This is a genomic window from Pseudomonas sp. (assembly GCF_050739935.1).
GTDB lineage: Bacteria > Pseudomonadota > Gammaproteobacteria > Pseudomonadales > Pseudomonadaceae > Aquipseudomonas.
In genome coordinates this window covers 74,387-100,280 of sequence record NZ_JBOICF010000045.1, presented here as the reverse complement: position 1 = coordinate 100,280, position 25,894 = coordinate 74,387, and the positions used below count along the sequence as shown (strand labels likewise).

Annotated in this window: 21 protein-coding genes and 2 pseudogenes; 17 read left to right on the top strand and 6 right to left on the bottom strand. The window is 60.5% G+C overall.

Going from position 1 to position 25,894, the window contains the following annotated elements:
* Positions 1-96 precede the first annotated feature (96 nt).
* The 9 genes and pseudogenes from ACRER8_RS08215 to ACRER8_RS08175 form a co-directional block, all read left to right on the top strand.
* Positions 97-201, top strand: a pseudogene (locus ACRER8_RS08215) (hypothetical protein); the annotation flags it as partial.
* A 364-nt stretch (positions 202-565) separates the two neighbouring features.
* A pseudogene (locus ACRER8_RS08210) lies at positions 566-670 on the top strand (hypothetical protein); the annotation flags it as partial.
* 243 nt (positions 671-913) lie between these two features.
* Positions 914-1,582 carry an ABC transporter ATP-binding protein gene (locus ACRER8_RS08205; RefSeq protein ID WP_431745838.1) on the top strand — a complete coding sequence of 223 codons (669 nt, stop codon included), beginning with the start codon at positions 914-916 and terminating at the stop codon, positions 1,580-1,582.
* The gene (locus tag ACRER8_RS08200) at positions 1,582-4,062 is read left to right on the top strand and encodes an ABC transporter permease (RefSeq protein WP_431745837.1); all 2,481 of its coding nucleotides are present in this window, start codon (positions 1,582-1,584) and stop codon (positions 4,060-4,062) included. Before ACRER8_RS08205 ends, ACRER8_RS08200 begins: the two co-directional genes overlap by 1 nt.
* Positions 4,052-5,140, top strand: coding sequence for a lipocalin-like domain-containing protein (locus ACRER8_RS08195; protein WP_431745836.1), 1,089 nt, complete (start codon positions 4,052-4,054; stop codon positions 5,138-5,140). Before ACRER8_RS08200 ends, ACRER8_RS08195 begins: the two co-directional genes overlap by 11 nt.
* Before the next feature lie 263 nt (positions 5,141-5,403).
* A complete protein-coding gene (locus ACRER8_RS08190) occupies positions 5,404-7,176 on the top strand; it encodes an N-acetylglutaminylglutamine amidotransferase (RefSeq protein ID WP_431745835.1) in 1,773 nt (590 codons plus the stop codon).
* Positions 7,177-7,179: 3 nt separating this feature from the next.
* Entirely contained in the window at positions 7,180-8,928 is a 1,749-nt protein-coding gene (ngg, locus tag ACRER8_RS08185; RefSeq protein WP_431745834.1) for an N-acetylglutaminylglutamine synthetase, read from the top strand.
* A gap of 83 nt (positions 8,929-9,011) precedes the next feature.
* A complete protein-coding gene (locus ACRER8_RS08180; protein WP_431745833.1) occupies positions 9,012-10,196 on the top strand; it encodes an osmoprotectant NAGGN system M42 family peptidase in 1,185 nt (394 codons plus the stop codon).
* A 235-nt stretch (positions 10,197-10,431) separates the two neighbouring features.
* The gene (locus ACRER8_RS08175; RefSeq protein WP_081566003.1) at positions 10,432-10,662 is read left to right on the top strand and encodes a YheU family protein; all 231 of its coding nucleotides are present in this window, start codon (positions 10,432-10,434) and stop codon (positions 10,660-10,662) included.
* A 45-nt stretch (positions 10,663-10,707) separates the two neighbouring features.
* On the opposite strand, the gene csrA is transcribed toward ACRER8_RS08175, so the two are convergent.
* The 4 genes from csrA to ACRER8_RS08155 all read right to left on the bottom strand — a co-directional run bounded on the left by csrA (position 10,708) and on the right by ACRER8_RS08155 (position 12,843).
* Positions 10,708-10,905, bottom strand: coding sequence for a carbon storage regulator CsrA (gene csrA / locus ACRER8_RS08170; RefSeq protein ID WP_431745832.1), 198 nt, complete (start codon positions 10,903-10,905; stop codon positions 10,708-10,710).
* Positions 10,906-11,101: 196 nt separating this feature from the next.
* On the bottom strand, positions 11,102-11,437 hold the full coding sequence (locus ACRER8_RS08165; protein ID WP_431745831.1) for a YnfA family protein: 336 nt from the start codon (positions 11,435-11,437) through the stop codon (positions 11,102-11,104).
* Between the two features lie 114 nt (positions 11,438-11,551).
* Positions 11,552-12,361: an SDR family oxidoreductase gene (locus ACRER8_RS08160; RefSeq protein WP_431745830.1), complete on the bottom strand. Its 810-nt coding sequence runs from the start codon at positions 12,359-12,361 to the stop codon at positions 11,552-11,554.
* 104 nt (positions 12,362-12,465) lie between these two features.
* Positions 12,466-12,843: a DUF2784 domain-containing protein gene (locus tag ACRER8_RS08155; RefSeq protein ID WP_431745829.1), complete on the bottom strand. Its 378-nt coding sequence runs from the start codon at positions 12,841-12,843 to the stop codon at positions 12,466-12,468.
* Positions 12,844-13,149: 306 nt separating this feature from the next.
* Between ACRER8_RS08155 and ACRER8_RS08150 the strand changes: the two genes are divergently transcribed.
* The 8 genes from ACRER8_RS08150 to ACRER8_RS08115 all read left to right on the top strand — a co-directional run bounded on the left by ACRER8_RS08150 (position 13,150) and on the right by ACRER8_RS08115 (position 23,500).
* Positions 13,150-13,308, top strand: a complete 159-nt coding sequence (locus ACRER8_RS08150) for a DUF3309 family protein (protein WP_092410703.1) — start codon at positions 13,150-13,152, stop codon at positions 13,306-13,308.
* Positions 13,309-13,475: 167 nt separating this feature from the next.
* Positions 13,476-14,246, top strand: a complete 771-nt coding sequence (locus ACRER8_RS08145; RefSeq protein ID WP_431745828.1) for an HpcH/HpaI aldolase family protein — start codon at positions 13,476-13,478, stop codon at positions 14,244-14,246.
* A gap of 14 nt (positions 14,247-14,260) precedes the next feature.
* Positions 14,261-16,366, top strand: a complete 2,106-nt coding sequence (locus ACRER8_RS08140; protein ID WP_431745827.1) for a TonB-dependent receptor family protein — start codon at positions 14,261-14,263, stop codon at positions 16,364-16,366.
* A gap of 76 nt (positions 16,367-16,442) precedes the next feature.
* Positions 16,443-17,642 carry an ATP-grasp domain-containing protein gene (locus ACRER8_RS08135; protein WP_431745826.1) on the top strand — a complete coding sequence of 400 codons (1,200 nt, stop codon included), beginning with the start codon at positions 16,443-16,445 and terminating at the stop codon, positions 17,640-17,642.
* Positions 17,639-19,420, top strand: a complete 1,782-nt coding sequence (locus ACRER8_RS08130) for an IucA/IucC family protein (RefSeq protein ID WP_431745825.1) — start codon at positions 17,639-17,641, stop codon at positions 19,418-19,420. Before ACRER8_RS08135 ends, ACRER8_RS08130 begins: the two co-directional genes overlap by 4 nt.
* Positions 19,405-20,547, top strand: coding sequence for an MFS transporter (locus ACRER8_RS08125; RefSeq protein ID WP_431745824.1), 1,143 nt, complete (start codon positions 19,405-19,407; stop codon positions 20,545-20,547). Before ACRER8_RS08130 ends, ACRER8_RS08125 begins: the two co-directional genes overlap by 16 nt.
* The gene (locus ACRER8_RS08120) at positions 20,544-22,319 is read left to right on the top strand and encodes an IucA/IucC family protein (protein ID WP_431745823.1); all 1,776 of its coding nucleotides are present in this window, start codon (positions 20,544-20,546) and stop codon (positions 22,317-22,319) included. Before ACRER8_RS08125 ends, ACRER8_RS08120 begins: the two co-directional genes overlap by 4 nt.
* Positions 22,316-23,500 (top strand): type III PLP-dependent enzyme, encoded by a 1,185-nt coding sequence (locus tag ACRER8_RS08115; RefSeq protein WP_431745822.1) that lies wholly within the window; start codon positions 22,316-22,318, stop codon positions 23,498-23,500. Before ACRER8_RS08120 ends, ACRER8_RS08115 begins: the two co-directional genes overlap by 4 nt.
* Positions 23,501-23,561: 61 nt before the next feature.
* On the opposite strand, the gene ACRER8_RS08110 is transcribed toward ACRER8_RS08115, so the two are convergent.
* On the bottom strand, positions 23,562-25,220 hold the full coding sequence (locus tag ACRER8_RS08110; RefSeq protein WP_431745821.1) for a cation acetate symporter: 1,659 nt from the start codon (positions 25,218-25,220) through the stop codon (positions 23,562-23,564).
* Entirely contained in the window at positions 25,217-25,528 is a 312-nt protein-coding gene (locus ACRER8_RS08105) for a DUF485 domain-containing protein (RefSeq protein WP_431745820.1), read from the bottom strand. The genes ACRER8_RS08110 and ACRER8_RS08105 overlap by 4 nt, the downstream gene beginning before the upstream one ends.
* Positions 25,529-25,894: the final 366 nt, after the last annotated feature.

Here is a 25,894-nt window from a genome sequence, read left to right as displayed (position 1 = left end):
CCACCGCATTCGCCAGCAAGCCGGCTCCTACAATGGAATGCACCTGTCTGACGTTATTACCCATTACATCCAACGCAACTTCTTCATCCCCCTGGTATTGCCACATGGCTGGATAACGAACCCTTGCCGTTGCCACGCAGTGTCGCAGAGGCCTGTCATCCGAACCGGTTTGTGGTGCGTCATCTGATAAGAGGCAAATAACAGCGCCCTACACAGATCCTCCTTGTAGGGGCTGGCTTGCTAGCGAATGCGCAGTGTCAGTCGACAGGTTCGTCACTGATCCTGTTTGTAGGAGCTGGCTTGCTAGCGAATGCGCAAGGTCAGTCGACAGGTTCGTCACTGATCCTGTTTGTAGGAGCTGGCTTGCTAGCGAATGCGCAGTGTCAGCCGACAGGTTTGTCACTGATCCTGTTTGTAGGAGCTGGCTTGCTAGCGAATGCGCAGTGTCAGCCGACAGGTTTGTCACTGACCCACCGCATTCGCCAGCAAGCCGGCTCCTACAATGGAATGCGCCAGCCTGACATTCCTACTTCCACATTCAAGGCAACTTCTTCACCCCCCTGGTATTGCCGCATGGCTGGATAACAAACCCTTGCCGTTGCCACGCAGCGTCGCAGAGGCCTGGCATCCGAACCGGTTTGTGGTGCGTCATCTGATCAGAGACAAATAACAGCGCCCTACACAGATCCTGCTTGTAGGAACTGGCTTGCTAGCGAATGCGCAGTGTCAGTCGACAGGTTCGTCACCGATCCACCGCATTCGCCAGCAAGCCGGCTCCTACAATGGAATGCACCTGTCTGACGTTATTACCCATTACATCCAACGCAACTTCTTCACCTCCACGCTGATCCACTGTCCGACCGTTTGCATATCCCGGTATGCTCCACTGCGTTCTCCCTTCAGGTGCATGTCGATGCTGCAAGTCCAAGGCGTGTTCAAGAGCTATGCCACGGCCCAAGGCCCATTGGCGGTATTGCGCGGTGCGGATTTGCAATTGGGCCAGGGTGAAAGTCTGGCGTTGATGGGCGAATCCGGCAGCGGCAAGAGCACCCTTCTGCACTTGGTGGCCGGGCTGGATCAGGTCGACAAAGGCAGCATCGAGATCGCCGGTCAGCGTCTTGACCAGATGAACGAAGCGCAACTGGCCAACTGGCGACGCACCGAAATCGGTCTGGTGTTTCAGCAGTTCAACCTCATCGGCAGCCTCAAGGTCGAGGACAATCTCGCGTTTCAGGCCCGTCTGGCCGGGCGTTATCAACCCCAGTGGCAGGCCGAACTGGTCGAGCGCCTGGGTCTGGGCACGTTGCTCAAGCGTTATCCCGAACAACTTTCCGGCGGCCAGCAACAACGAGTCGCCATCGGTCGTGCCCTCGCCTCTCGCCCCGGTCTGCTGCTGGCGGACGAACCTACCGGCAACCTCGACGAGAACACCAGCGACGAAGTACTGCAGTTACTTTTGGACCTGCTCGCCGACAGTCCCACCAGCCTGTTGATGGTGACGCACAGCCCGCGGGTGGCGGCGCGTCTGGATCGTCAGGCAGTGCTGCATCTGGGGCGCTTGGCCGCTGAAGGCGATCGCTGATGCCGGTGTTCTTCTGGACGCTCAAGGCTTTGCTCAGCCATTGGCGGCGCCATCCGGTGCAATTCTTCAGCGTGTTGACCGGCCTGTGGCTGGCGACCAGCCTGCTTACTGGCGTGCAGGCGTTGAACAGCCAGGCCCGCGAAAGTTACGCCAAAGCCAGCCAGTTGATCGGCGGTGAGCCGCAAAAGGTCCTGGTTGCTCCCAATGGCGCGAATTACTCGCAAGAACTGTTCGTCAGCCTGCGCCGGGCCGGCTGGCCAGTGTCGCCTGCTTTGCGCGGGCGCATCACCCTGAAAAATCTGCCCGATCAACGCCTGACGCTGTTGGGCATCGAGCCGGTGTCGCTGCCTGCCAACACCGCGTTGGCAGGACGGGCACTGGACACCGCGCAGATCGTTGATTTCTTCACTCCGCCGGGCAGCACCTGGATCTCCCCACAGACCATGCAGGCGCTGGGCTTGCATGAAGGTGAGCAACCGTTGAGCGAATCCGGTCAGGCCCTGCCGCCGCTGCATGCGCAAGCCGACATGGCTCCCGGTCTGCTGCTGGTGGACATCGGCTTCGCTCAGCAACTGCTGAACCAGCCTGGGCAAATCTCGCGCATGATTCTGCCCACGGACTTTGCGGACAACGCGCCCGCCCTACCCGATGACATGAAGGGCGAACTGGTGATCCGCAAAAGTGGCGAAGACAACGACCTGGGGCGCCTCACCGAAAGCTTCCATCTGAACCTCGACGCGCTGGGTTTTCTGTCGTTCGTGGTCGGGCTTTTCATCGTGCATGCGGCGATTGGACTGGCGCTGGAACAACGCCGCGGACTGCTGCGCAACCTGCGTGCTTGCGGGGTCAGCGCCAGGGGTTTGATCGCTAGTCTGGTGATCGAACTGGGTGTGCTCGCGCTGTTGGGCGGCATTGCCGGGGTCATCAGCGGTTACTGGCTGGCGAGCGTGCTACTGCCGGATGTCGCCGCCAGCCTGCGCGGCCTGTATGGGGCCGAGGTGGCGGGGCATTTGAATCTGAGCATCTGGTGGTGGCTGAGCGGCCTCGGAGTCGCTCTGTTCGGCGCCTTCCTCGCCGGTGCCAGCAGCCTGTTGCGCGCCGCGCGTCTGCCATTGCTGGCGCTGGCCAACGCTCAAGCCTGGCATGAGACCCACGCGCGCTGGCTCAAGCGCCAGGGCTGGATCGCCGGGATTTCTGCGCTGATCGCGTTGCTCGCGGCATTGTTCGGCAACAGCCTGGCGCTGGGTTTCGTGCTCATGGCGAGCCTATTGCTAAGCGCCGCACTGGGCCTGCCAGTATTGCTCAACGCCTTGCTCAACGCGCTGTTGGGCAAGAGCCGTTCGGTGTTGGGACAGTGGTTCCTCGCCGACTGCCGCCAACAGCTGCCGGCCCTGAGTCTGGCACTGATGGCCCTGCTGCTCGCCATGGCTGCGAACATCGGCGCGGGCAGCATGACCTCCGGTTTTCGTCAGACCTTCAGCCATTGGCTGGAGCAACGACTGAGCGCCGAGCTGTACATCAACCCGCAGAATTCGGCGCAGGCCGCGCCGCTGCAAAAATGGCTAAGCGAGCAACCGCTGACCTCCGCCGTGCTGCCCAACTGGCAGGTGTCGCTGCAACTGCATGGTTGGCCCGCCGAGCTGTACGGCGTCATCGACAGTCCCCATTACCGACAACACTGGCCGCTGCTCGAATCGACCGGTGGCGACCCGTGGGGACAATTAGCCAAGGACGACACGCTGATGCTCAGCGAGCAGTTGGCGCGTCGGCTCAGGGTCGCCGTGGGTGACGAAGTGAAACTGCCGGCGCCGGACGGTGACTGGCAGCTGCGAGTGGTGGGCATCTACGCCGACTATGGCAACCCCAAGGGGCACATGCTGGTGAACGCCGAGCACCTGCTCGAACACTGGCCGCAACTGACGCCCAACCGCTTCAATCTGCGCATCGACCCGCACGCCATTCCGCAACTGCTGCGGGTGTTGCACAACAAATTCACCATCGATGACAACCGCATCGTCGATCAGATCCAGCTCAAGACCTGGTCGCGACAGGTGTTCGAACGCACTTTCGCCGCGACTGCCGCATTGAACAGCCTGACGTTGATGGTCGCTGGGGTGGCGCTGTTCATCAGCCTGCTGACCCAGAGTCAGAGCCGTCTGGGGCAACTGGCGCCATTGTGGGCGTTGGGCGTCACCCGCAAGCAATTGATGCTGCTGAACCTGGCGCAGACCTGGCTGCTGGCAGTGCTGACGCTGGTGCTGGCGATACCCCTCGGGCTGTTGCTGGCCTGGTGTCTGGATGCAGTGATTAACGTTCAGGCGTTTGGCTGGCGCTTGCCGTTGCAGGTTTTCCCGGGCCAACTGTTGAGCCTGATGTTGCTGGCGATACTCGCCACATTGCTGGCATCGGCGTGGCCTTTGTACCGTCTGTATCGCACCCGCCCGGCCGATCTGCTGAGGACCTTCGCCAATGAAAATTAAGGCGATGGCCCTGTTGATGGCCGTGTTGCTGATGACTGGCTGCGACGAAAAACCGGAAGAAGAAAAAGGTTTCGCCGGGCTGGCGGACGATGCTGCCAGCTACGCCAAAGTGACCCCGGACAAGCGCTTCGTGTTTCCCGAGGATCACGGCCCGCACGATGATTTCCGCATCGAGTGGTGGTACATCACCGCCAACCTGAAGGATGCTGACGGTCAGTCATTCGGGGTGCAATGGACACTGTTTCGCAACGCCCTGCCCCGAGCGAAAACCGCCCTGGGCAGCGATCAGGGCTGGAGCAACCGAAACCTGTGGATGGGCCATGCGGCGGTGACTTCCGAAGACGCGCACTACGCCGCCGAGCGCTACGCCCGAGGAGGTGTCGGTCAGGCTGGTGTCACGCTGGCGCCTTTCTCGGCCTGGATCGATGACTGGGCCTTGAGCAGCCAATCGAACACCGAAGATCCCCTGGCCAACATGCAGCTGCAAGCGCGAGGGCCGCAGTTCAACTATCGCCTGCACCTGACATCGAGCAAGCCGGTGGTGCTGCAGGGCAAACAGGGCTTCAGTCAGAAATCCGAGCAAGGCCAGGCGTCTTATTACTACAGCCAACCGTTTTTTCAGGCCGACGGCAGCATCGAGATCGATGGCAAGACCTATCAGGTGTCCGGCCCGGCATGGCTGGACCGCGAATGGAGCAGCCAGCCACTGACGGACAATCAGACCGGTTGGGACTGGTTTTCCCTGCATTTAAAAGACGGGGCCGAATTGATGCTTTACCGCATGCGCCAGAAGGACGGCGAACCTTATCTGACCGGCACCTGGATCAACGCCGATGGCAGTACCGAATTGCTGGCGACGACGGATATCGTGCTTGAGCCGCAGGACACCAGCGATGTCGAAGGCCGCGACATGCCCACCCGCTGGTCGGTAAAAATCCCGGAAAAAGGCCTGGACGTCACGGTTGAAGCGCTCAACCCACAAGCCTGGATGAATTTGCAGATTCCGTATTGGGAAGGGCCGGTGCAGATGAGCGGCAGCCAGGAAGGCGTGGGGTATCTAGAGATGACGGGGTATTGAGCCCGCTTTCTACAGGGGCCTACGCAACCCGCTTCTGCCCGAAGGGCGTAGGAGCCGGCTTGCTGGCGAACGCGGTAGTCCAGATTGGAATGTTGCAACTGGCCTGACGCCTTCGACAGCAAGCCGGCTGCTACAGGTTCCGCGTAAGACACATCACCGGCTTATAACCGATCGTTCTAAAACTCTCGTAACCCCTGCCTGTCAGTCTTTGGGTAGCCGGACTTCCCGTCTACGTTCCCCAACGGAAAACCGGTAAGGATTATATGTGCGGATTAGCTGGTGAATTACGTTTCGACAACCAACCTGCGGACCTCGCCGCAGTAGAACGCGTTACCCATCATCTGGCCCCTCGCGGCCCGGATGCCTGGGGTTTTCATAGCCAAGGGCCGATTGCCCTGGGCCATCGTCGTCTGAAAATCATGGACCTGTCCGACGGCTCGGCGCAGCCGATGATCGACAGTCATCTGGGCCTGTCACTGGCCTTCAACGGCGCGATCTATAACTTCCCCGAACTGCGTACCGAGCTTGAAGCCCTGGGCTACCAGTTCCATTCCGGTGGCGACACTGAAGTGCTGCTCAAGGGCTATCACGCCTGGGGCGCAGAGATGCTGCCCAAGCTCAATGGCATGTTCGCCTTCGCCATCTGGGAGCGCGACAAAAAAAGCCTGTTCATCGCCCGTGACCGTCTGGGCGTCAAACCGCTGTATCTGTCGCGCACCGACAAGCGCCTGCGTTTCGCCTCGGCCCTGCCTGCGCTGCTTAAAGGCGGCGACATCAGCCCGATGCTCGACCCTGTCGCGCTGAACCACTACCTGAATTTCCATGCGGTGGTCCCTGCCCCGCGCACTCTATTGGCCGGCGTCGAGAAAATTCCGCCTGCTACCTGGATGCGCGTGAGCGCCGACGGCAAGGTCGAGCAGAAAGTCTGGTGGACGCTGCCCTACGGCCCACGTGCCGACGAAGCGAACCTGAGCCTTGAAGACTGGCGCGACCGCGTACTCGACAGCACCCGCGAAGCCGTGGCCATTCGTCAACGCGCGGCGGTGGATGTCGGCGTGCTGCTGTCCGGCGGCGTCGATTCGAGCATGCTGGTGGGCCTGTTACGCGAAGTCGGCGTAAAGGACCTTTCAACCTTTTCCATCGGTTTTCAGGATGCCGGTGGCGAGCGCGGTGATGAGTTCCAGTATTCGGACCTGATCGCCAAACACTACGGCACCAACCACCACCAACTGCGCATCAAGGAAAGCGAGATCATCGAGCAATTGCCTGCGGCGTTTCGCGCCATGAGCGAGCCAATGGTCAGCCATGATTGCATCGCCTTCTACCTGCTGTCCCGGGAAGTCGCCAAGCATTGCAAAGTGGTGCAGAGCGGCCAGGGTGCGGATGAATTGTTCGCCGGTTATCACTGGTACCCGCAGGTCGATGGCGCGAGCGATCCTTATGCGGCCTATCGCGATGCATTTTTCGACCGCAGTTACGACGAGTACGCTGCCACCGTGGCTCCGCAGTGGCTGACGGCCAATGACGCAGCGGGTGACTTCGTGCGCGAACATTTCGCCATGCCTGGCGCCGATGCAGCGGTGGATAAAGCCTTGCGTCTGGACAGCACGGTCATGCTGGTGGACGACCCGGTCAAACGCGTGGACAACATGACCATGGCGTGGGGTCTGGAGGCGCGTACGCCATTTCTCGATTACCGCCTGGTGGAACTGTCCGCCCGCGTCCCTGCCCGCTTCAAGCTGCCCGATGGCGGCAAACAAGTGCTGAAAGAAGCGGCGCGCCTGGTGATTCCGTCGGAAGTCATCGACCGCAAGAAAGGCTATTTCCCTGTGCCCGGTCTCAAGCACCTGGAAGGCGACACGTTGAATTGGGTGCGTGACCTGTTGCTCGACCCGAGTCAGGATCGCGGCCTGTTTAATCCGACCATGCTCGACAACCTGCTGACCGATCCCGATGGTCAATTGACCCCGCTGCGCGGCTCCAAGCTGTGGCAGCTCGCGGCGCTGAACCTGTGGCTCAGCGAACAAGGACTTTGACCGATGAAAGCCAACGCTTCGATCTATAACCAGCGTTTGTTACGCGGTCAGGCGCCGTCCTACGAACGCTTGCAAGCGCGTTTCGCCGAGGATGGCAGCACCCCCGATAGCGAGCCGCTGGCACTTCACTGCGGCTGGGGCCGTCTGTTGATCGGTCACACCTATCCCGATCCCGCGGCGCTGGCGAACGACCTGTTGACCGAAAAGCCCGGCGAGCGCGACATCGCGCTTTATGTAGCCGCGCCGCAACAGGTGCTGGCGCAATCGCCGCAGCAGTTGTTCCTCGACCCGTCGGACACCTTGCGTCTGTGGTTCAGCGACTATCGCCCTTCCCAACGCGTGTTTCGCGGCTTTCGCATCCGACGTGCGCAAAGCCAGGACGACTGGACTGCGATCAATAACCTGTATATCGCCCGCGGCATGCTCCCTATCGATCCCGCGCTACTGACCCCGCGTCATCAGGGCGGACCGGTGTACTGGATCGCCGAGGACGAAACCACCAATGCAGTGATTGGCAGCGTCATGGGCCTTAATCATCAAAAGGCCTTCAACGACCCGGAAAACGGCAGCAGCCTCTGGTGCCTGGCGGTGGACCCGCAATGCACCCGGCCCGGCGTCGGCGAAGTGCTGGTGCGCCATCTGATCGAGCATTTCCAGAGTCGCGGGTTGGCGTATCTGGATCTATCGGTACTGCACGACAATCAACAGGCCAAGAACCTCTACGGCAAGCTCGGCTTTCGCAACCTGCCGACCTTCGCCATCAAGCGCAAGAACGGCATCAACGAGAAGCTGTTTCTCGGCCCCGGCCCACAAGCGGACTTCAATCCCTACGCACGCATCATCGTCGAGGAAGCTCACCGACGCGGTATCGATGTGCAGGTCGATGATGCTGAAGCCGGGCTGTTCACGCTGATTCACGGCGGCCGCCGCATTCGCTGCCGGGAATCCCTGAGCGACCTGACTTCAGCGGTCAGCATGACCCTGTGCCAAGACAAGCGCCTGACCAACAAGGTATTGAAAGCGGCGGGTCTGGAATTGCCGGTGCAGCAACTGGCAGGCAATGCCGACGACAACCTGGCATTTCTGGATGAGCACGACCGCATCGTGGTCAAGCCGGTGGACGGCGAACAGGGCCAGGGCGTCGCGGTGGATCTGCGCACCATCGAAGACGTTCAGGCGGCGGTCGAGCGCGCTCGCCAGTTCGACTCGCGTGTACTGCTGGAAAGCTTTCATGAAGGGCTTGACCTGCGCATCGTAGTCATCGGTTTCGATGTAGCGGCGGCGGCGATTCGGCGTCCCGCAGAAATCGTGGGCGATGGCCAACACACCATCGGGGAATTGATCGAAGCCCAGAGCCGCCGTCGGTCCGCCGCGACAGGTGGGGAGAGCAAGATCCCGGTCGACGAAGAAACCCGTCGCACCGTGGAAGACGCCGGTTTTACCTTCGACAGCGTGCTGCCTGCCGATCAGCGACTGGCTGTGCGCCGCACGGCCAATTTGCATACCGGGGGATGCCTGGAAGATGTAACAGCGATTCTGCACCCGGTATTGAAAGATGCCGCCATTCGTGCAGCCCGCGCCCTCGACATCCCGGTGGTGGGTCTGGACCTGATGGTTCCGGCCGCCGATCAGCCGGACTATGTGTTCATCGAAGCCAACGAACGCTGCGGCCTAGCCAATCACGAGCCACAGCCGACTGCCGAGCGCTTCGTCGATCTTTTGTTTCCCCACAGCTTGCCTGTGCACGGCTAGACGCAAATCCCTGGCAGGAAGCCGGCTTACTGCAAGCCGGCTTCTACAGGGCCGCGCCGTCCCACGAGATACAGGAGCCTCCCATGACCACTGCAAAAATCCTCGAACCGGATCTGAATTACCTGCAGAAAGTCCTGCTGGAAATGCTCGCGATTCCAAGTCCCACGGGCTTTACCGACACCATCGTGCGCTACGTCGCCGAACGTCTGGAAGAGCTGGGCATACCCTTTGAATTGACCCGTCGCGGGACCATCCGCGCAACATTAAAGGGCAAGCAGAACAGCCCCGATCGCGCCGTTTCAGCGCATCTGGACACCATTGGCGCCAGTGTGCGTGAGGTCAAGGACAACGGCCGCCTGGGCCTTGCCGCTGTTGGTTGCTGGTCGAGCCGTTTTGCCGAAGGCAGCCGCGTCAGCGTGTTCACCGACACCGGGGTGATACGTGGCAGCGTGCTGCCGTTGATGGCCTCCGGGCACGCGTTCAATACCGCCGTCGACACCATGCCGATCAGTTGGGATCACATCGAACTGCGTCTGGACGCCTACTGCGCCACTCGCGCCGATTGTGAATCGCTGGGCATAAACGTCGGCGATTTCGTCGCCTTCGATCCATTGCCCGAGTTCACCGAAAGCGGCCACATCAGTGCGCGGCACCTGGACGACAAAGCCGGTGTGGCGGCGCTGCTCGCTGCGCTCAAGGCCATTGTCGACAGCGGCGCTGAACCGCTGATCGATTGCCACCCGCTGTTCACTATCACCGAGGAAACCGGCAGTGGCGCGGCGGGCAGTCTGCCCTGGGACGTCAGCGAATTCGTCGGCATCGATATCGCGCCCGTTGCGCCCGGCCAGCACTCCAGCGAACACGCGGTGAGCGTGGCGATGCAGGATTCCGGCGGGCCGTATGACTATCACCTGTCCCGGCATTTGCTGCGCCTTGGGCAGGAAAAAGAACTGTCAGTGCGCCGGGACCTGTTCCGCTATTACTACAGCGATGCGCATTCGGCGATTACCGCCGGCTACGACACCCGCACCGCGCTGCTGGCGTTCGGTTGTGACGCGACCCATGGCTATGAGCGCACGCACATCGACAGCCTCAGTACGCTGAGTCGCCTGTTGACCGCCTACATCATGAGCCCGCCTGTATTCGCGAGCGATGCCAAACCGGCCAATGCGTCGCTGGAGAATTTCAGCCACCAGATCGAGCACGACGCCCAGATGGAGACCGATACCCGAGTGCCGGCGGTGGATACATTGGTGGGGCAGCGGTAACCGAAGCGGTAGACGCCTCACCGTTCGGCTCCGTGGGAGCGAATTCATTCGCGATGCAGGAGTTCATTCGATGCAGATTTGGCGAATGTAAGAACCTCTCGCGATTGATTCGCTCCCACAGGTTTTGCGCTGCGCGCCTCTCAACTGCGTAGGAAATTGACTAACGCTGTAGCCCCTGGACGTTGACCACGCTAGCATCCCCGCCATCCGCCCCACTGCGATAACCGAGAACCCTATGCTGATCCCCCACGACCAACTCGAAGCCGATACCCTGACGCGTCTGATCGAGGATTTCGTGACCCGCGACGGCACCGACAACGGTGACGACACGCCACTCGAGACCCGCGTCCTGAGGGTCCGGCATGCGTTGAGTAAAGGTCAGGCCGTGATCTTTTTCGATCTCGACAGCCAGCAGTGTCAGCTGATGCTCAAGCACGAAGTGCCCAAAGAATATTTCGACGAATAAGCGACGGAACAAGACCCAGCGTGAGTCCCCGGCGCGACGGCAATGCTACGTGTCTGATGACTGCGCCGCCATTTGCTGCAGACGCGCGGCGATACGCCTGTAGACTTCGGCCCGGTGGATCTTCACGTGTTGAGGAGCATCGATGCCCAGCCGCACCTGATTGCCGGTGATGCCCAGAATCTGCACGGTGATGTCATCGCCGATGGAGAATGTTTCGCCAATTTCTCGCGTCAATACCAGCATCTTTCCTACTCCCTGGGTGGTAACCGAGGGGGCAGGTTGCCGCGCTGGATCCAATCCTTCAATGCGCTGTGGAGAAATCAGTCTTGCCCTTCAAGCCCGAACGGCGGCGGCTGACAGACATGTCCTACACGTCATCAAACGCGATCAAACACAGCGCAAACTAAACGCGCTCTTTAAGGTTTTGCTCAGGACTTCGTTATCCGGAAACTGACCAGCGCGGGCCGAACAGAATGATCGTTGCGCCTATCACGCACAAAGCCACGCCGATCCAGTCCGACGTCAAGGGACGCACGCGTTCGATCACGCCGAGCCAGGCGATGGATGCAATGATGTAGATCCCGCCGTAAGCCGCGTAAGCCCGACCGGCGTAAGTGGCTTCGACGCGTGTGAGCAACAGCGCGAACAGCGTCAGACTGATCAGCGCGGGAATCACCCACAGTGCGCTCCTGCCCTGCCGCAACCACATCCAGAACCCATAACATCCGGCGATCTCGAACAGGGCAGCGAGGAAGAACCAGAGATAATTGAGCACGGTGAAGTCTCTTCGAAGGTGACCGGAAACAAGAGCGACCGGAAAGATGCGCGCCACCCTATCAGAAAATGTTCCTGGCATGCCTGCGAAGCTAGAAGGCCAAACCCGCCGGTCTCACCCAGCCTTCGCCTTGGCGCGCATCTTTTCAGCCATATTGGCCATCTCGTCGTAGATCACGTTCGGGTTCTGCTGCTTGATCTGCCAGGCCATGCGTCCCTGTTCGTGCGGCAGAATCATGAATTCGCCCTTGCCCACCTCATCGAAGATATACGCGGCAATCTCACTGGCGGTGATAGGCGAGCTTTCCAGCAGCTTGCCGACCTGAGCTTTCATCGCCGGGGTCGGGCCACGGAAGGAGTCGAGCAGGTTGGTCTGGAAGAATGACGGGCAGACCACGTGCACGCCGATCTCCAGCTGTCGCAATTCGACTAGCAAGCTTTCCGACAACGCCACTACGCCCGCCTTGGCCACGTTGTAATTGCTCATCGCCGGGCCCTGCATCAAGGCGGCCATCGAAGCGATGTTGATGATCTTGCCCTTGCTCTGCTCCAGCAACGGCAGGAACGCCTTGCAGCCCTTGACCACACCCATGAGATTGATCGCGATCTGCCAATCCCAGTCCTCCAGCGACAGTTCGCCGAAGAAGCCGCCGGACGCCACGCCGGCGTTGTTGACGATGACATCAATGCCGCCGAACTTCTGCTCACAGGCTTGCGCGAATGCGGTCAGTTGGCTGTAGTCGCGGACATCGCAACGCTGAACGAAACCCTCTGCGCCCGCCTCGCGCACCAGTTTCAAGGTCTCTTGAAGACTGTCGTCACTGACGTCGGACAGCGCCAGACGCCAGCCTTCACGCGCCCAGCGCAATGCGATTTCGCGCCCCAGGCCGGATCCTGCGCCGGTGATCATGATGCGATTTTGCATAGCCTTTGCCTTGTCGATTGCGAGGGAATGGCTTGAGTGTAAACAGACAAATTGTGCGGCAGGATCTCCATTAGCTCGCTGAATATGCCAGGCAAACCGCCGCCTCAGCCCACTGTGCGGCGAGCCCGCCAGCGTTTGATAACAAGCGCGTAAGCGACCAGGTTGACCATCAGCACCAAGCCTGCGAGCCCGATTTGAATCTGTGGCGTGAGGGCTGCCGGATAGATCAGCGGGATCAGGTAACGGCTGACAAAATCCCCTTCATAGCCCGCAACACCCGCCTTGATTCGCAAGCTGTTTTCAAGCGGCGTCAGCGGGCAATACAAATGCAGGAGTTCCACGACCATGCCCCAGACCACGGCAGGCAAATGGAGCCAGATCCAGGCAGGCCTGTGCAAAACCAGAAGTGCGCCTAACATGACGAACACAATAAACATTAGATGGAAGACCACCACCGCATCCGCCATCAACGAATAGTACATAGGGTGCTTCCTATAAAGAGCTAGCAATAAGAATCGGGAGACCAACTCCAAACGGCTTGGTTCCAGAGTAAATCCCTCTAACCGCCCATCAGAACATACAGTCGACCAGCCCCCCTTCGGCAAACTAAATCCTATTAAGCTATTGTTTTTACAGGAATTTATTAGAAAGGTTATTTTTTATTTCCCTTCGTCAGAACCTTTTGTTCTTGGCCACAGTCGGATCATTCAAGCGGCACAACTTTTCGCCGAGTTGGCAAAAGCTTGAACGGCAAAGCCATTAACCAAGTACACAAGAAGGAACTCGTTATGGGCATCGGCACGATTCTAATCATCATCCTCATTCTCCTGTTGATCGGCGGTCTTCCGGTCTTCCCGCACTCCAGAAGTTGGGGTTATGGTCCATCCGGCATCATCGGTACGATCCTGGTGATCCTGTTGATTCTGGTGTTGCTGGGCAGGATATAAGCCCGACCCACCCGTCCTTCCCCGGACGCTGAAAACCCCGCCCTAGAGCGGGGTTTTTCGTTATATGGCCATCACAAGTGCCAGCAGACTCGGCAAAAAAAAAGGATTTACACCGAATCGAGAATGATTATTATTGGCGCCCAATTCGACCAAAGGGACCTGCGTCAGTGATACATGAATCTCTCGTATTTTCCCGACTCAAGGAAGGGAAGGACATCTACGGCATGCTCAACTCTGTGCCGTCCCCGTTGCTGTGCGAAATGCTTGCCTTCGCCGGTTATGACTTCGTGATGCTCGACCTGGAGCATTTGCTTCGCTCCGAGGACGACATCATGCATTGCGTTCGGGCGTGTGAAGCCGCGGGAATCTCGCCCTGGCTGCGCATCCCGCAAGTGGATGAAAAACTGATCGGCCGTGCACTGGATGCGGGCATCGAAGCGATTGTGCTGTCACGCGCCGAAAGCGCAGCGCAGGTCCGACGTGCCGTCGACGCAGCCTTCTTCCCGCCCATGGGCAAGCGTGGAATCACCGGGGGACGCATCACAGGTTTCGGTCGCCTGGCTCTCCCCGCCTACATCGACCGGGCCAATAGCCAGACCCCCATCATTCCCATGATTGAAAGCCGCGCCGGGATCGAGGCCCTTGGCGAAATACTACAGATCAAGGGTATCGGCATGATCATGGAAGGCGCCCTGGATCTGTCGCTGGATCTGGGACTGGGGCCTGATCCGCTCAATCCGCACGTCTGGCAAGCCCTGCAGTCGATGGCAGATGCTTGCCACGAAGCCCAAATACCTTTCTGCGCCAATCCCCGCACCCCCGAACAGAACGCCCATTGGCGCGCGCGCGGGGTCCGTAGCTTCATGGCCGGTGAAGACCGGGGCCTGCTGCACAACGCCCTGAAAGCCCGCCTGCATTCTCTCCAACAGCAAAACTGAGCCGACACAGTCAGATGAAAACAGCAACTTCACTCAATTTTTCATTCAGCCTCCTCACATTGGGCATCTGCCACGCTGCGATGGCGGCCGAAGCACCCACCGAGCTGTCCATCGGCCCGGTCGGCGACCTTTCACTGGCACCCATGGTGATCCAGGGCGACGTACTCGGCAGCGCCAGCGACCAGGACGTACGCAGCTATCCCGGCAGCCGAAGCGTGATTGATTCCAGCGAACTGCAGAAGGCCAGTGCGCGGGGCCTCGACGATGCCCTGCAACGCGTGCCGGGAATCAAGGTCTTCGACGAAACCGGCACCGGTGCACTGCCACAGATCGCGGTGCGCGGACTGTATGAGAGTCGTAGTGGCCGGATTCAGGCTCTATCGGACGGCATTCCCCTGGCATTGGCGCCTTATGGCCAGACCGGGCTGTCGCTGTTTCCGATGACCATGGCAACCGTCGACCGTGTGGACATCGTGCGTGGGGGCGCAGCGGTGCAATATGGGCCGAACAACGTCGGTGGGGTGATTAACTTCATCAGCAAGCCGATCCCGCATAAATGGGAAACCACCCTGCAGGAGAAGACCACATTCAACGCTGGCGGACGACAGTTGTGGGATACCTACCTGGGCACCGGCGGCTACCTGACCGAAAACTTCGGGTTGCAGCTGGACATCAACACCCTCAGCGGCGAATACGGCCGCGAGCATTCCGATACGGACGTTCAGAACTACCGCCTGCGGGGACAGTGGAATATCGACGATGATCGCGACCTGAGCTTCGGTATTCAGCGCTACAAGGCCGACATGGATCTGGCGGGTGCACTCAGCGTGCGCGACTACAAGGACGATCCACGGCAATCGACGCGCCCGCTGGACCGCTTCGAAGGCGACACCAATCGCGTCTGGGGCACTTATACCCAGCGTCTGGGGGCCATGGGACCGTTCGACTCGGTGGAGTTCAGCTGGACCAACTTCGCTCACGACAGCTACCGCAACTTTGTCGTCGGGCTGCCCTTCACCCCTGACGGCGCGGCGGTCACCAAACAGGATGGGCCGCGGGACTTCAAGGTCTGGGGCTCCGAGCCAAGGATCAGTGCCACCATCGACGGCGAAAACATCGGTCAGACCTGGTTGCTGGGCGCGCGCTATGTCAGCGAAGACATCGATTACAAGGTTGACCGCGAAAGCCTCGCCACTGGCCGTAACACGCCGTTCCGGGATTGGAAATTTGACGACGACGCCCGGGCGTTCTACCTGAGCAACGCCATCAGCCTGCTCGATCACCGTCTGACCATTACCCCTGGCGTGCGCTACGAAAATGCACGCATGGATTACAGCGACGGCATCACCGGTTTCAGCCGCGAGAACAAATCCGAAGAGTGGCTGCCGGGCCTGACCGTCGGCTATCAGGCGACCGACGCCTGGTACGTATACGCCAATGCCCAGAAGTCCCTGCGTCCACCGCAGGTCACACAAATCGTCAAGGAAGGTGACGTCGGCGCCGAGTTGGCGTGGAACTACGAAACCGGCGTGCGCTATACGCCGTGGGACGGCATGCGGGTCGACTTCGACCTGTACCGCATCGATTTCGACGACCAGATCGTTTACAACGCCACGTCCGATCGCTTCGACAATATCGGCAGCACCCGACATCAGGGTTTCGAGACCGAGATTTTCTGGACGCCGCAGGCCCTGCGTGACCTGCAGTTGCACGCCAGCTACGCCTATCTCGATGCCAAACAACGCAACGGCACCTACAAGGACAACGAAGTGCCGTTCTCCTCGCGCAATCAGTTCACAGTGGACGGCCGTTACCGTTTCGCCGAGCACTGGACCTACAACCTCGACGGCCTGTACGTCAGCAGTGCCTACACCGATGCCGCCAACTCGGGCAATGAAGACGCCACCGCCAGCGTAGGCAAGCTGCCCGCCTACTGGGTGTGGAACACAGCCCTGGAGCGCGAGTTCAAGCTGGCAGACCAGAGCGTCCTGACCGCGTCGGCCGGCATCAGCAACCTGTTCAACCGCGAGTACTACTTCCGCGGTATCGACACCAGCCCCTGGGGTCGTCAACCCGCGCCAGAGCGCTCGCTCACCCTAGGCGTCAATTACCGCTTCTAAACCGCGCATCCGCGCCCCTGTAAACCAGTTGCCCGATCTTTCGGGACGGGCAACTGCTGCCCCCAGGAAAACTGCCATGCAACGTCCATTCGTCATTCTTGCCCACGTCGCCCACCCCGCCGTTATCGAGGGTTTCCTGCCGGTCGTGCACCAACGCGGCCTGCCGATCGTGATCATTACCGATCACGCCCAGGAACACCGGCGCCTGCTCGCGGCTTCGCACATACCGGCGCAGCGGCTGCATATCGTTGAGTGCGATGTGTTCAACCCGCTCGCCGTCATCGAGACGCTCAATAGCCAGGGGATTCGCCCTGGAGCCGTGTTCTCCAACAGCGATCACTTGCAGACGGCCACCTCAATCGTCGCTGAGGCTTTCGAGTGTCCCGGCAAGGACTGGCGACTGTGCCATGCCGCGAAGAACAAGGCGGCAATGCGCGAGCGCATGCAGCGTCTGGGCCTCCCGGGGCCGTGGTTCCAGGTGTTGAGCGCCAGCACGCCCCTGCCGACCGATGCACCTTGGCCGGTGGTTGCTAAACCTCGGGAAGGCGTGGCCAGCCTGGACGTTCGGCTCTGCCACGACGCTGCGGAGCTAACCGCCTATTGCGCACAATTCTGGCAGCAGCAGCCGGGCCGTACGCTGTTGCTGGAGGCGTACATGGAAGGTGCGCTGTTCACCCTCGAAACCCTGGGCGATGGACGCACGCTGCAAGCAATCGGCGGCTTCGACGTGAGCCTGTCGCCACCTCCGCATTTCGTCGAACTGGCGGCACGCTGGGATGGTCAGTTGAGTCGAGCCCAACGCGCCGCCGCACTCGCTCAAGTAGCGGCGTTCGGGATCAACTTCGGCGTTTGCCACAGCGAATTCATTCTCACCGCCCAAGGGCCGGTTCTGGTTGAAATCAACTACCGCAGCATTGGCGACGGTCGTGAATTTCTGCTCGACCGTTTGCTGCCGCAGGGCTGGTTCGACCGAATCATCGCCCTGCATTTGGGGGAAAGCCTGAGCGTCGCACAACCGGCGCAGGCTGAAGCAGCCGTTCATTACCTTGTGGCCGATCGCTCGGGACGTCTGGACCAGGCCAGCACCAGCTTCAACCTGGAACGCGACGGTCACTGGTGCGACTACCGGGCGCTACACAATGCTGGCGACACCGTGACCATCAGCCATTCCAATAAGGACTACGTCGGGGTACTGCGTCTGATCGCGCCGGACGAAGTCAGCCTTGAAGCGCGACTGAACACGACCCTGAACGACCTCAAGTGGGTGGTGGCATGAGCTCTTACGCAGACCACGCCGATCAGGCGTTCATTACCCGACGCATCATCGATTGCTGCCTGCGCGAGGACATTCGCGCCGTCGTGAGCAAAGGGCAGATCTGCCCACCCTCGGCGCCACTCAGCGAACTGCTACCGACCCCGCCTGATTGCCGATGGCTGCGCGTCTCCCATCTAGGGGCTGATGAGCTTTGGCTGCCGGTGGTTCAGGCGTATCCGCTACAGGATTGGATCGGCACCGGCGACGCCTGGATCCGCGCTTCAACGCAGGGCAGTCTGCAGGTTCAGCGTGGCTACCGGCTCTGGCTCGATCATTTGAGCCATGGCCTGGACGAAGAGAGTCTGGAGCTGTTTGCGGCCTACCTGAAGGAAGCCGACTGCGCGACCGAACATCGCGCCCTGTGCAATCAGGCATACCGCCAACAGGCGCGTGGGCTGCTTGACGTGCCGGGGCTGAAGGACTGGTCGCAGCGCCTGCTGAAGATCGATCAACTGGCGAGCTACCTCGACCATCCGTTCTACCCGACAGCGCGCGCCAAGAGCGGCTTCGATGCTGTGGCGCTACAGGACTATGCGCCCGAGTTTGCGCCGCGCTTCGAACTGAACTGGCTGGCGATCCCGCGCGATGCGCTTACCCTGACCAGCGCGCAACCTTCGCACTGGCCCGATTTCGACGAAGTGGGACTGTCGCCCACCCTGCGAAACAGCCACTCATTAATACCGGTCCATCCGCTGACCTGGAGTCAACTGCAGCACTACGGGCTGCCGGAAGGTGCGCTCAAGGCCCCGCGCAGCGCCATGCGTGTCGAGCCGACCCTGTCGGTGCGCACCGTGGTATGCAGCGATCAACCGCAATGGCACATCAAGCTGCCGTTGCTGGTCAGCACCCTCGGCGCCCGCAATCTGCGCCTGATCAAACCCAGCACGTTGTACGACGGCCACTGGTTCCAGACCATCTTGCTGGCCCTCTCGGCGCGCGATGCACAGTTGGCCTCGCGCTACGTGCACGTCGACGAAAAACACGGCGGTCATGCAGCGGACAGCCGTCACTTGGCCTACATCGCGCGGCGCTATCCAGCGGGGCTGGAGGACACCACGCTGGTGCCGGTCGCCGCGTTGGCCAGCCCGCTTGGCGATGGCCGCCTGCTTGTCGAACAACTGGTCGAGCGTTTCCATGACGGCTCGCTGCAGCGCTGGTTGGAGGAGTACCTCGATCTACTGCTGCATACCCATCTCAGGCTGTGGCTGAAGTACGGCATTGCGCTGGAGGCCAATCAGCAGAACGCCGTGCTGATGTTCGAACAGGGCAAGCCCTTGCGTCTGCTGATGAAAGACAACGACGCCGCTCGCCTTTGGCCGCAGCGCTTCACCAAAGCCTGCCCGGATCTCGGCCATCTGCCAGCGGCCTTGCAGGACGAGCGCATTCGCGTGGACAGCAGCCAGCCGCTGGCCGAGATGTTCTGCACCATCACGCTGCAACTGAACATCGTGGCGATTCTGGAATCGATCGCCAACGCGGGCCTCGCTTCTCGATACAGCCTGTACGACTCGTTGAGGACGCGTTTGATGGCCTGTCTGCAACAGCTCCAAGCACAGGGCATCGACTGCGATGACGCGCACCATTGGTTGCTTGACCGCCAGCGACTGCCGGTCAAGTACCTGCTCAGCGCTGGCAGCCTGTTCAGCAAGGTGCATTCCGGCGCCAACGACATCAACAAGTTCTACGGCTACAGCGCGGCGAACTTCCTGCTGGGGGATGCGCCATGCAACGTCGTCTGATCAGCAGCGTATTGCTAGGGCATTACCTGTCGGCATTCACGGCGCTGGGTATCCCGTTGTACCTGCCACGAATTCTTGCAGACTTGGCCCCGGATACACCGGGCTGGACCATCGGCGTGCTGTTTGTCCTGCCGACGTTGTGCACCGCTCTGGCGGCGCCCATCTGGGGACGCTGGGCTGATCGCAACGGCTGTCGCCTGTCGTTGCTGCGCGCTCATGCCGGGTTGTTTGCCGGCTTCCTGCTGGCTGGCTTGAGCCCGAATCTGCCCGTCTTCGTGCTCGCATTGATCATCCAAGGCACGTTCGGCGGTGCGATGGCGGCTTCCAACGCCTACTTGTCGACCCAGTTCAAAGATGGGGACCTCTCGCGCGCCTTGAACTGGACGCAGTATTCGGCGCGCCTGGCCATGATCAGCGGACCCATCCTGCTAGGCGTTCTGACGTCTCAGGGATTGGGACTGAGCCTGTATCGCTACTTGGCCTGGCTGCCGCTGCTGGCGTTCGTGCTGATCCTGCCGTTGCCCGACGACACCCCGAAACGCGCATTGGCGCACAAGCACACCGCTACTCTGGGCGACCTGCCGGACGACATGGCACGCCTGCTGGCGGTGCAGTTTCTGTTCAGCTTCGCGATGGTCGTCACTTTCCCCTACTTCGTGCCGTTCGGCGAACGTTTGGGTCTTGGCAACGATGCCCTGATCGGCGTGCTCTACAGCCTGCCGCACCTGGTGTATCTGCTGGCGCTGCCCTGGGCGCAGAAACATCGGGGAAACCTGCTGCTCCCTGGGCTCGGATTGCTGGCAATCAGCAATGCACTGCAGTTCTGGAGCGTGCAGGCCGAACCGCTATTCGTCCTGCGACTGCTCAGCGGAGCCGGAATGCTGCTCGGCTTCGTCGGCCTGCACCGCTGCCTCAGTCAGCGCAGCCGCAAAGGCAGCGCGGGTCGCCTGTTCGGCTGGTTCGATTCCAGCGGCAAATGGGCCGGTACCGCAGCTGGCGTGACAGCGGGCCTGGTCAGCCAGACCTGTGGCATCGCCTCCCCGTTTCTCGTTGCGTGCCTGGCGGCCATTGCCGCCCTGGTGCTCGCCCGTCCCCTACTGATCACTTCCCGGGAGATTCCAGCATGACACTCACCATGGACCATACATCCCCTGACACCGTATCCCTGCGTGACCATGCCCTCGATGGCGAGGCCCAACGGCACGCCATCGAATGCCTGCTCAACTGCTACCTGCGCGAGTACGCATTACCCCGCGATGAAGCCAGCCTGAACCACCGGGCGCAGGACTTGCCCATGAGCCTGCGCCAGGCCAACAGCCGTTGCGTAAGCATTCGCCTGCCCAGCGGGCAGTTGGTGGTGCGCATTGACCGCGCCAGTCTGCTGGGTCGCTGCCACTACACCAGCGCGCCCTACTTCAAAGGCAACAACCACAGCTGGCGCCCCCTCGATGCCAAGGAACTGGCGAGCCTTTTGTGCACGCCGCTCAGCGGCGCAGACAGAGTGGGCGAGATGCTGCAACAGGTTGCCAACAGCTTGCAGATCACCCGTACCTTTCTGCGCCATGCGCGCCCGGCCAACCAGGCGAGTGATTCGCTGTTGGTGTCCGAACAGCATCAGCTCTGGGGCCATGCACTGCACCCGACGCCGAAAAGCCGCGAAGGGGTCTCCCATGACGACCTGCTGGCGTGCTCCCCGGAAGTGGGAGCGCATTTTCAACTGCATTGGTTCAAGGTCGACCCGAGCCTGATTCGCCATCAGGGCGACGATCCACGCAGCACCCTGCGCCAGCTGTCGGGCCGGGACGATGCCTATCCGTGTCACCCTTGGGAAGTCGCCCGCATACTCGCCGACCCTCTGGTGCGACGTGGGCAGGAAAATCGCCTGATCGAGTACCTCGGCCCTCTGGGACAGCCGATGTACCCGACCTCGTCGGTCCGTACGCTTTATCACCCGCAACTGTCGTACTTCATGAAGTTCTCGATGCATGTGCGCCTGACCAACTGCGTGCGCAAGAACGCCTGGTACGAGCTGGACAGCGCCGTCGCCCTGACTCGTCTGCTGGCACCGGTCATGATGGAACTGGCCAAGGAGCAACCAGGCTTTATGTTGATGCCCGAGCCAAGTGCCACCAGCCTGGATCTCAGCGCCCTGGGTTCGCTGGAGCAAGCCCGTGAAGTCACCGAATGCTTCGGGATCGTTTACCGGGAAAACCTCTCCCCCGCCGACCGCGAGCGCTATGAACCGCAAGTGGCGATGGCGCTGTTCACGTGGGATCAACAAGGCCGCAGCGTATGCCGTCAACAGGTACAGCGCTACGCCGATAACGCCGGTCTCGGCGTCGAGCAGGCCACGCTCGACTGGCTGAACGCCTATGCCGAACAGATGCTCGGGGGCGTGCTGTATTGCTTGTTCGGTCAAGGCGTGGTGCTGGAGCCGCATCTGCAGAACACCGTCATCGGTTTCGCCAGGGACGGGCTTCCTGCGCGTATCTGGATTCGTGATCTGGAGGGCACCAAGCTGGTTCCGGAGGTCTGGCCCGCCGAACGTCTTGGCGAACTGGATGAACGCACCCGCAAATCCGTGCATTACAGCGCACAGAAAGCCTGGCAGCGCGTGGCCTACTGCGCGCTGGTGAACAATCTGGGGGAAGCGATCTTTCATCTGGCCAACGGCAGTGCGCCGCTGGAGCAACGGCTTTGGGCGCGAATTGGCCAACTGCTGCACGCTCAATCGGCACGCCTCGACTATCCCGATGAGCTGCAGGAGCTCTGCGCTGGAGCGCCTCTTCCAAGCAAGGAAAACTTCATGACGCGGCTGTTGATGCGCGCCGACCGTGAGGCCGGCTACACCTCCCTCCCGAACCCACTGGCCATCATCGAAAAAAGGAAAAGCGCATGAGCCTTCCGGCTGCCGTCGTTCGACGCATCGAGCGACTCAGAACCGAGCACGACGCGCCGTTGTGCGCCTACGTCTACGACCTGCCGGCCCTTGAGCGGCATATCCAGGCAATGCGTCAGGCACTGCCCGCAAACTGCGAACTGTTTTACGCCGCGAAGGCCAATCCGGAGGCGGCAGTGCTGAAGACACTGGCGCCCTGGGTCGACGGTTTCGAGGCGGCGTCGGGCGGGGAATTGAGCTGGCTGTACGAGCAGTGCCCCGATCAGCCGCTGATCTTCGGCGGCCCAGGCAAACTCGACCGTGAGCTGGACATCGCCTTGCAATACGGCGTTTCGGCCTTCCACGTCGAGAGCGTCACCGAACTGCGCAGCCTGGCGCGGATCGCCCGCGAGCGTGGGACACAGGCGCCGGTGATGCTTCGCTTGAACCTTAAGCTGGCCCAGGCGCCGCAGAGTCGCCTGGTCATGGGTGGCAAACCGACACCGTTCGGCCTGGATGAAGAAGGTCTGGCCCACGCCCTGCAACTGCTGCGCGACGAGCCTTCGCTCAAGCTTCAAGGCTTGCACTTTCATCTGTTATCGCACCAGTTGGATGTCGATGCGCACCTTGAACTGATCCGCAGCTATATCCTGACCTTTCGCCAGCTGTGCGCCGAGCATGACCTGCACCTGTCCGTATTGAACGTGGGTGGCGGAATGGGCATCAACTATCAGGATGTGACGCAATCGTTCGATTGGGGGCGTTTCTGCGAGGGTTTGAATGGACTGATTGACAAGTATCGGATGGGCGCCACGCGCATTCGGTTCGAAATCGGCCGTTTCATCAGCGCCGCGTGTGGGTATTACGTCATGCAGGTGCTGGACATCAAGAGCAGCCACGGCGAGTTCTTCGCCATCGGACGCGGCGGCACTCACCATTTCCGCACACCGGCGGCGCAGGGCCACGATCATCCTTTCACAGTGATGCGGGGCACTCAACCGGCGCAGATCATCGATGCTTCAGTGACTCTCGTCGGCCAGCTGTGTACGCCAAAAGATGTGCTTGCCACACAGCAACCGGTGGAGCAGCTGGCCATTGGCGACTTGCTGGTGTTCACCTTGGCGGGCGCTTACGCATGGAACATTTCGCATCAGCACTTTCTGATGCACGAACCGCCGCTGAAGGTGTTCACCGAGGACTGACAGCCAGAACGAAAACGCCCCGATTCGATCGGGGCGTTTTTTATTGCCTCAGCACTTCAGATCAATGCGACACCGCACCACTCGCCCCCAGGCCAGTCTGCGAACGCACGAACTGCGGGAAGAACAACGCACGTTCGCCCTCTGCCGCTTTCGACTTATCCGTCACCGAGAAGAACCAGATCCCGACGAACGCAATGATGATCGAGAAGAACGCCGGATATTCATACGGGAAGATCGCCTTCTCATGATGCAGAATCTGCACCCAGATGGTCGGCCCAAGAATCATCAGCACCACGGCACTGATCAACCCCATCCAGCCGCCGATCATCGCGCCGCGGGTGGTCAGGTTTTTCCAGTACATGGAGAGCAACAGCACAGGGAAGTTGCAACTCGCCGCGATGGAGAACGCCAGACCGACCATGAACGCAATGTTCTGACTTTCGAAAGCGATACCCAGCAAGATCGCAACAATAGCCAAGGCGATGGTAGTGATCTTCGACACCCGGATTTCATCTTTTTCGTTGGCTTTGCCAGCCTTGATCACACTGGCGTACAGGTCGTGAGACACCGCCGATGCACCGGCCAGAGTCAGACCGGCAACCACTGCCAGAATGGTCGCGAATGCCACCGCCGAGATGAAGCCCAGGAACAGGCTGCCGCCTACGGCATCGGCCAGGTGCACCGCCGCCATGTTGTTGCCGCCGATCAGCGCGCCTGCTGCATCCTTGAACGCTGGGTTGGTGCTGACCAGCAGGATCGCGCCAAAACCGATGATGAAGGTCAGGATGTAGAAGTAGCCAATGAAGCCGGTCGCGTACAGAACCGATTTACGGGCTTCCTTGGCATCGCTCACGGTGAAGAAGCGCATCAGGATGTGAGGCAGGCCAGCGGTACCGAACATCAGTGCCAGGCCCAGCGAGAACGCCGAGATCGGATCCTTCACCAGACCGCCCGGGCTCATGATGGCTTCACCTTTGGGGTGAACCTTCACGGCTTCGGAGAACAGCATGTTGAAGTCGAAGTTAACGTGCTTCATCACCATCAATGCCATGAACGAGGCACCGGACAGCAAGAGCACCGCTTTGATGATCTGCACCCAGGTGGTTGCCAGCATGCCGCCGAACAGCACGTACAGGCACATCAGGATACCGACAAGCACGACGGCCACGCCGTAATCAAGGCCGAACAGCAGCTGGATCAGCTTGCCGGCACCGACCATTTGCGCGATCAGGTAGAACGCCACCACCACCAGCGAACCGCAGGCAGACAACGTGCGAATTTCCTTCTGCTTCAGGCGGTAGGACGCCACGTCAGCGAAGGTGTATTTACCCAGGTTGCGCAGGCGTTCGGCGATCAGGAACAGAATGATCGGCCAGCCCACGAGGAAGCCGATCGAGTAGATCAGGCCGTCATAGCCGGAGGCGTACACCAGGGCCGAGATACCCAGGAAGGACGCTGCCGACATGTAGTCACCGGCAATGGCCAGACCGTTCTGCAAACCGGTGATCTTGCCACCGGCGGCGTAGTAGTCCGCTGCCGATTTGTTTTTCTTGGCCGCCCAATAGGTCACGCAAAGCGTGGCGCCGACGAAGACCACGAACATGACGATCGCGGCGACGTTGAGCGGTTGTTTCTGCACGGCACCGGTCAAGGCATCCGCCGCCCAGAGTGTCGGGGCAAAGGCCGCAAGGCCGAGGGCTGAAAAAAGGCGCCGGATCATTGTTGCGCCTCCTTCAGAATCGCGTTGTTCAGCTCATCGAACTCGCCGTTTGCGCGGCGAATATAGATGGCGGTCAACACGAATGCGGAGAGGATCAGACCCACGCCGATCGGCATACCCCAGGTGATGGATGATGTGGCGCTGAGCTTGGCGCCGAGAATGTGAGGCCCATACGCAATCAGAAGGATGAAAGCGGCATAGAGCCCGAGCATGATCGCCGAGAGAATCCAGGCGAATCGTTCCCTTTTCGAGACCAGCTCCTTGAAACGGGGGCTGTTCTGAATCGAGAGGTAAATGCTGTCGTTCATTGTTTTTGTCCTCGCAGCACAGATGGATGTCACGTATTGCACTTTAGCCCGGTCTGCCACGCGCTCCAGACGACCTTAGTATTAGAACGACATTAGTTGATGCACGCGGGGCTGCGCATTTATTGAATGCGGTAAAACCGGAGGCATGTTTGGCGCAAAAGACATGCGCGCGGGGAGTGGCTTTTGATTCTGGCCGCAGGCCTGCAGGGGCCGGCTTGCTGGCAAAACGGTGGATCAGTGACAGATGAGTCGGCTGAAAAATCCTGGGGTCGCCAGCATGCCGGCTCCTACAAGGTCGGATATATGCGAGCATATAAAACCGCCCGGCAAATCACTTGCCGGGCGGTTCGAATCACGCATGAACCT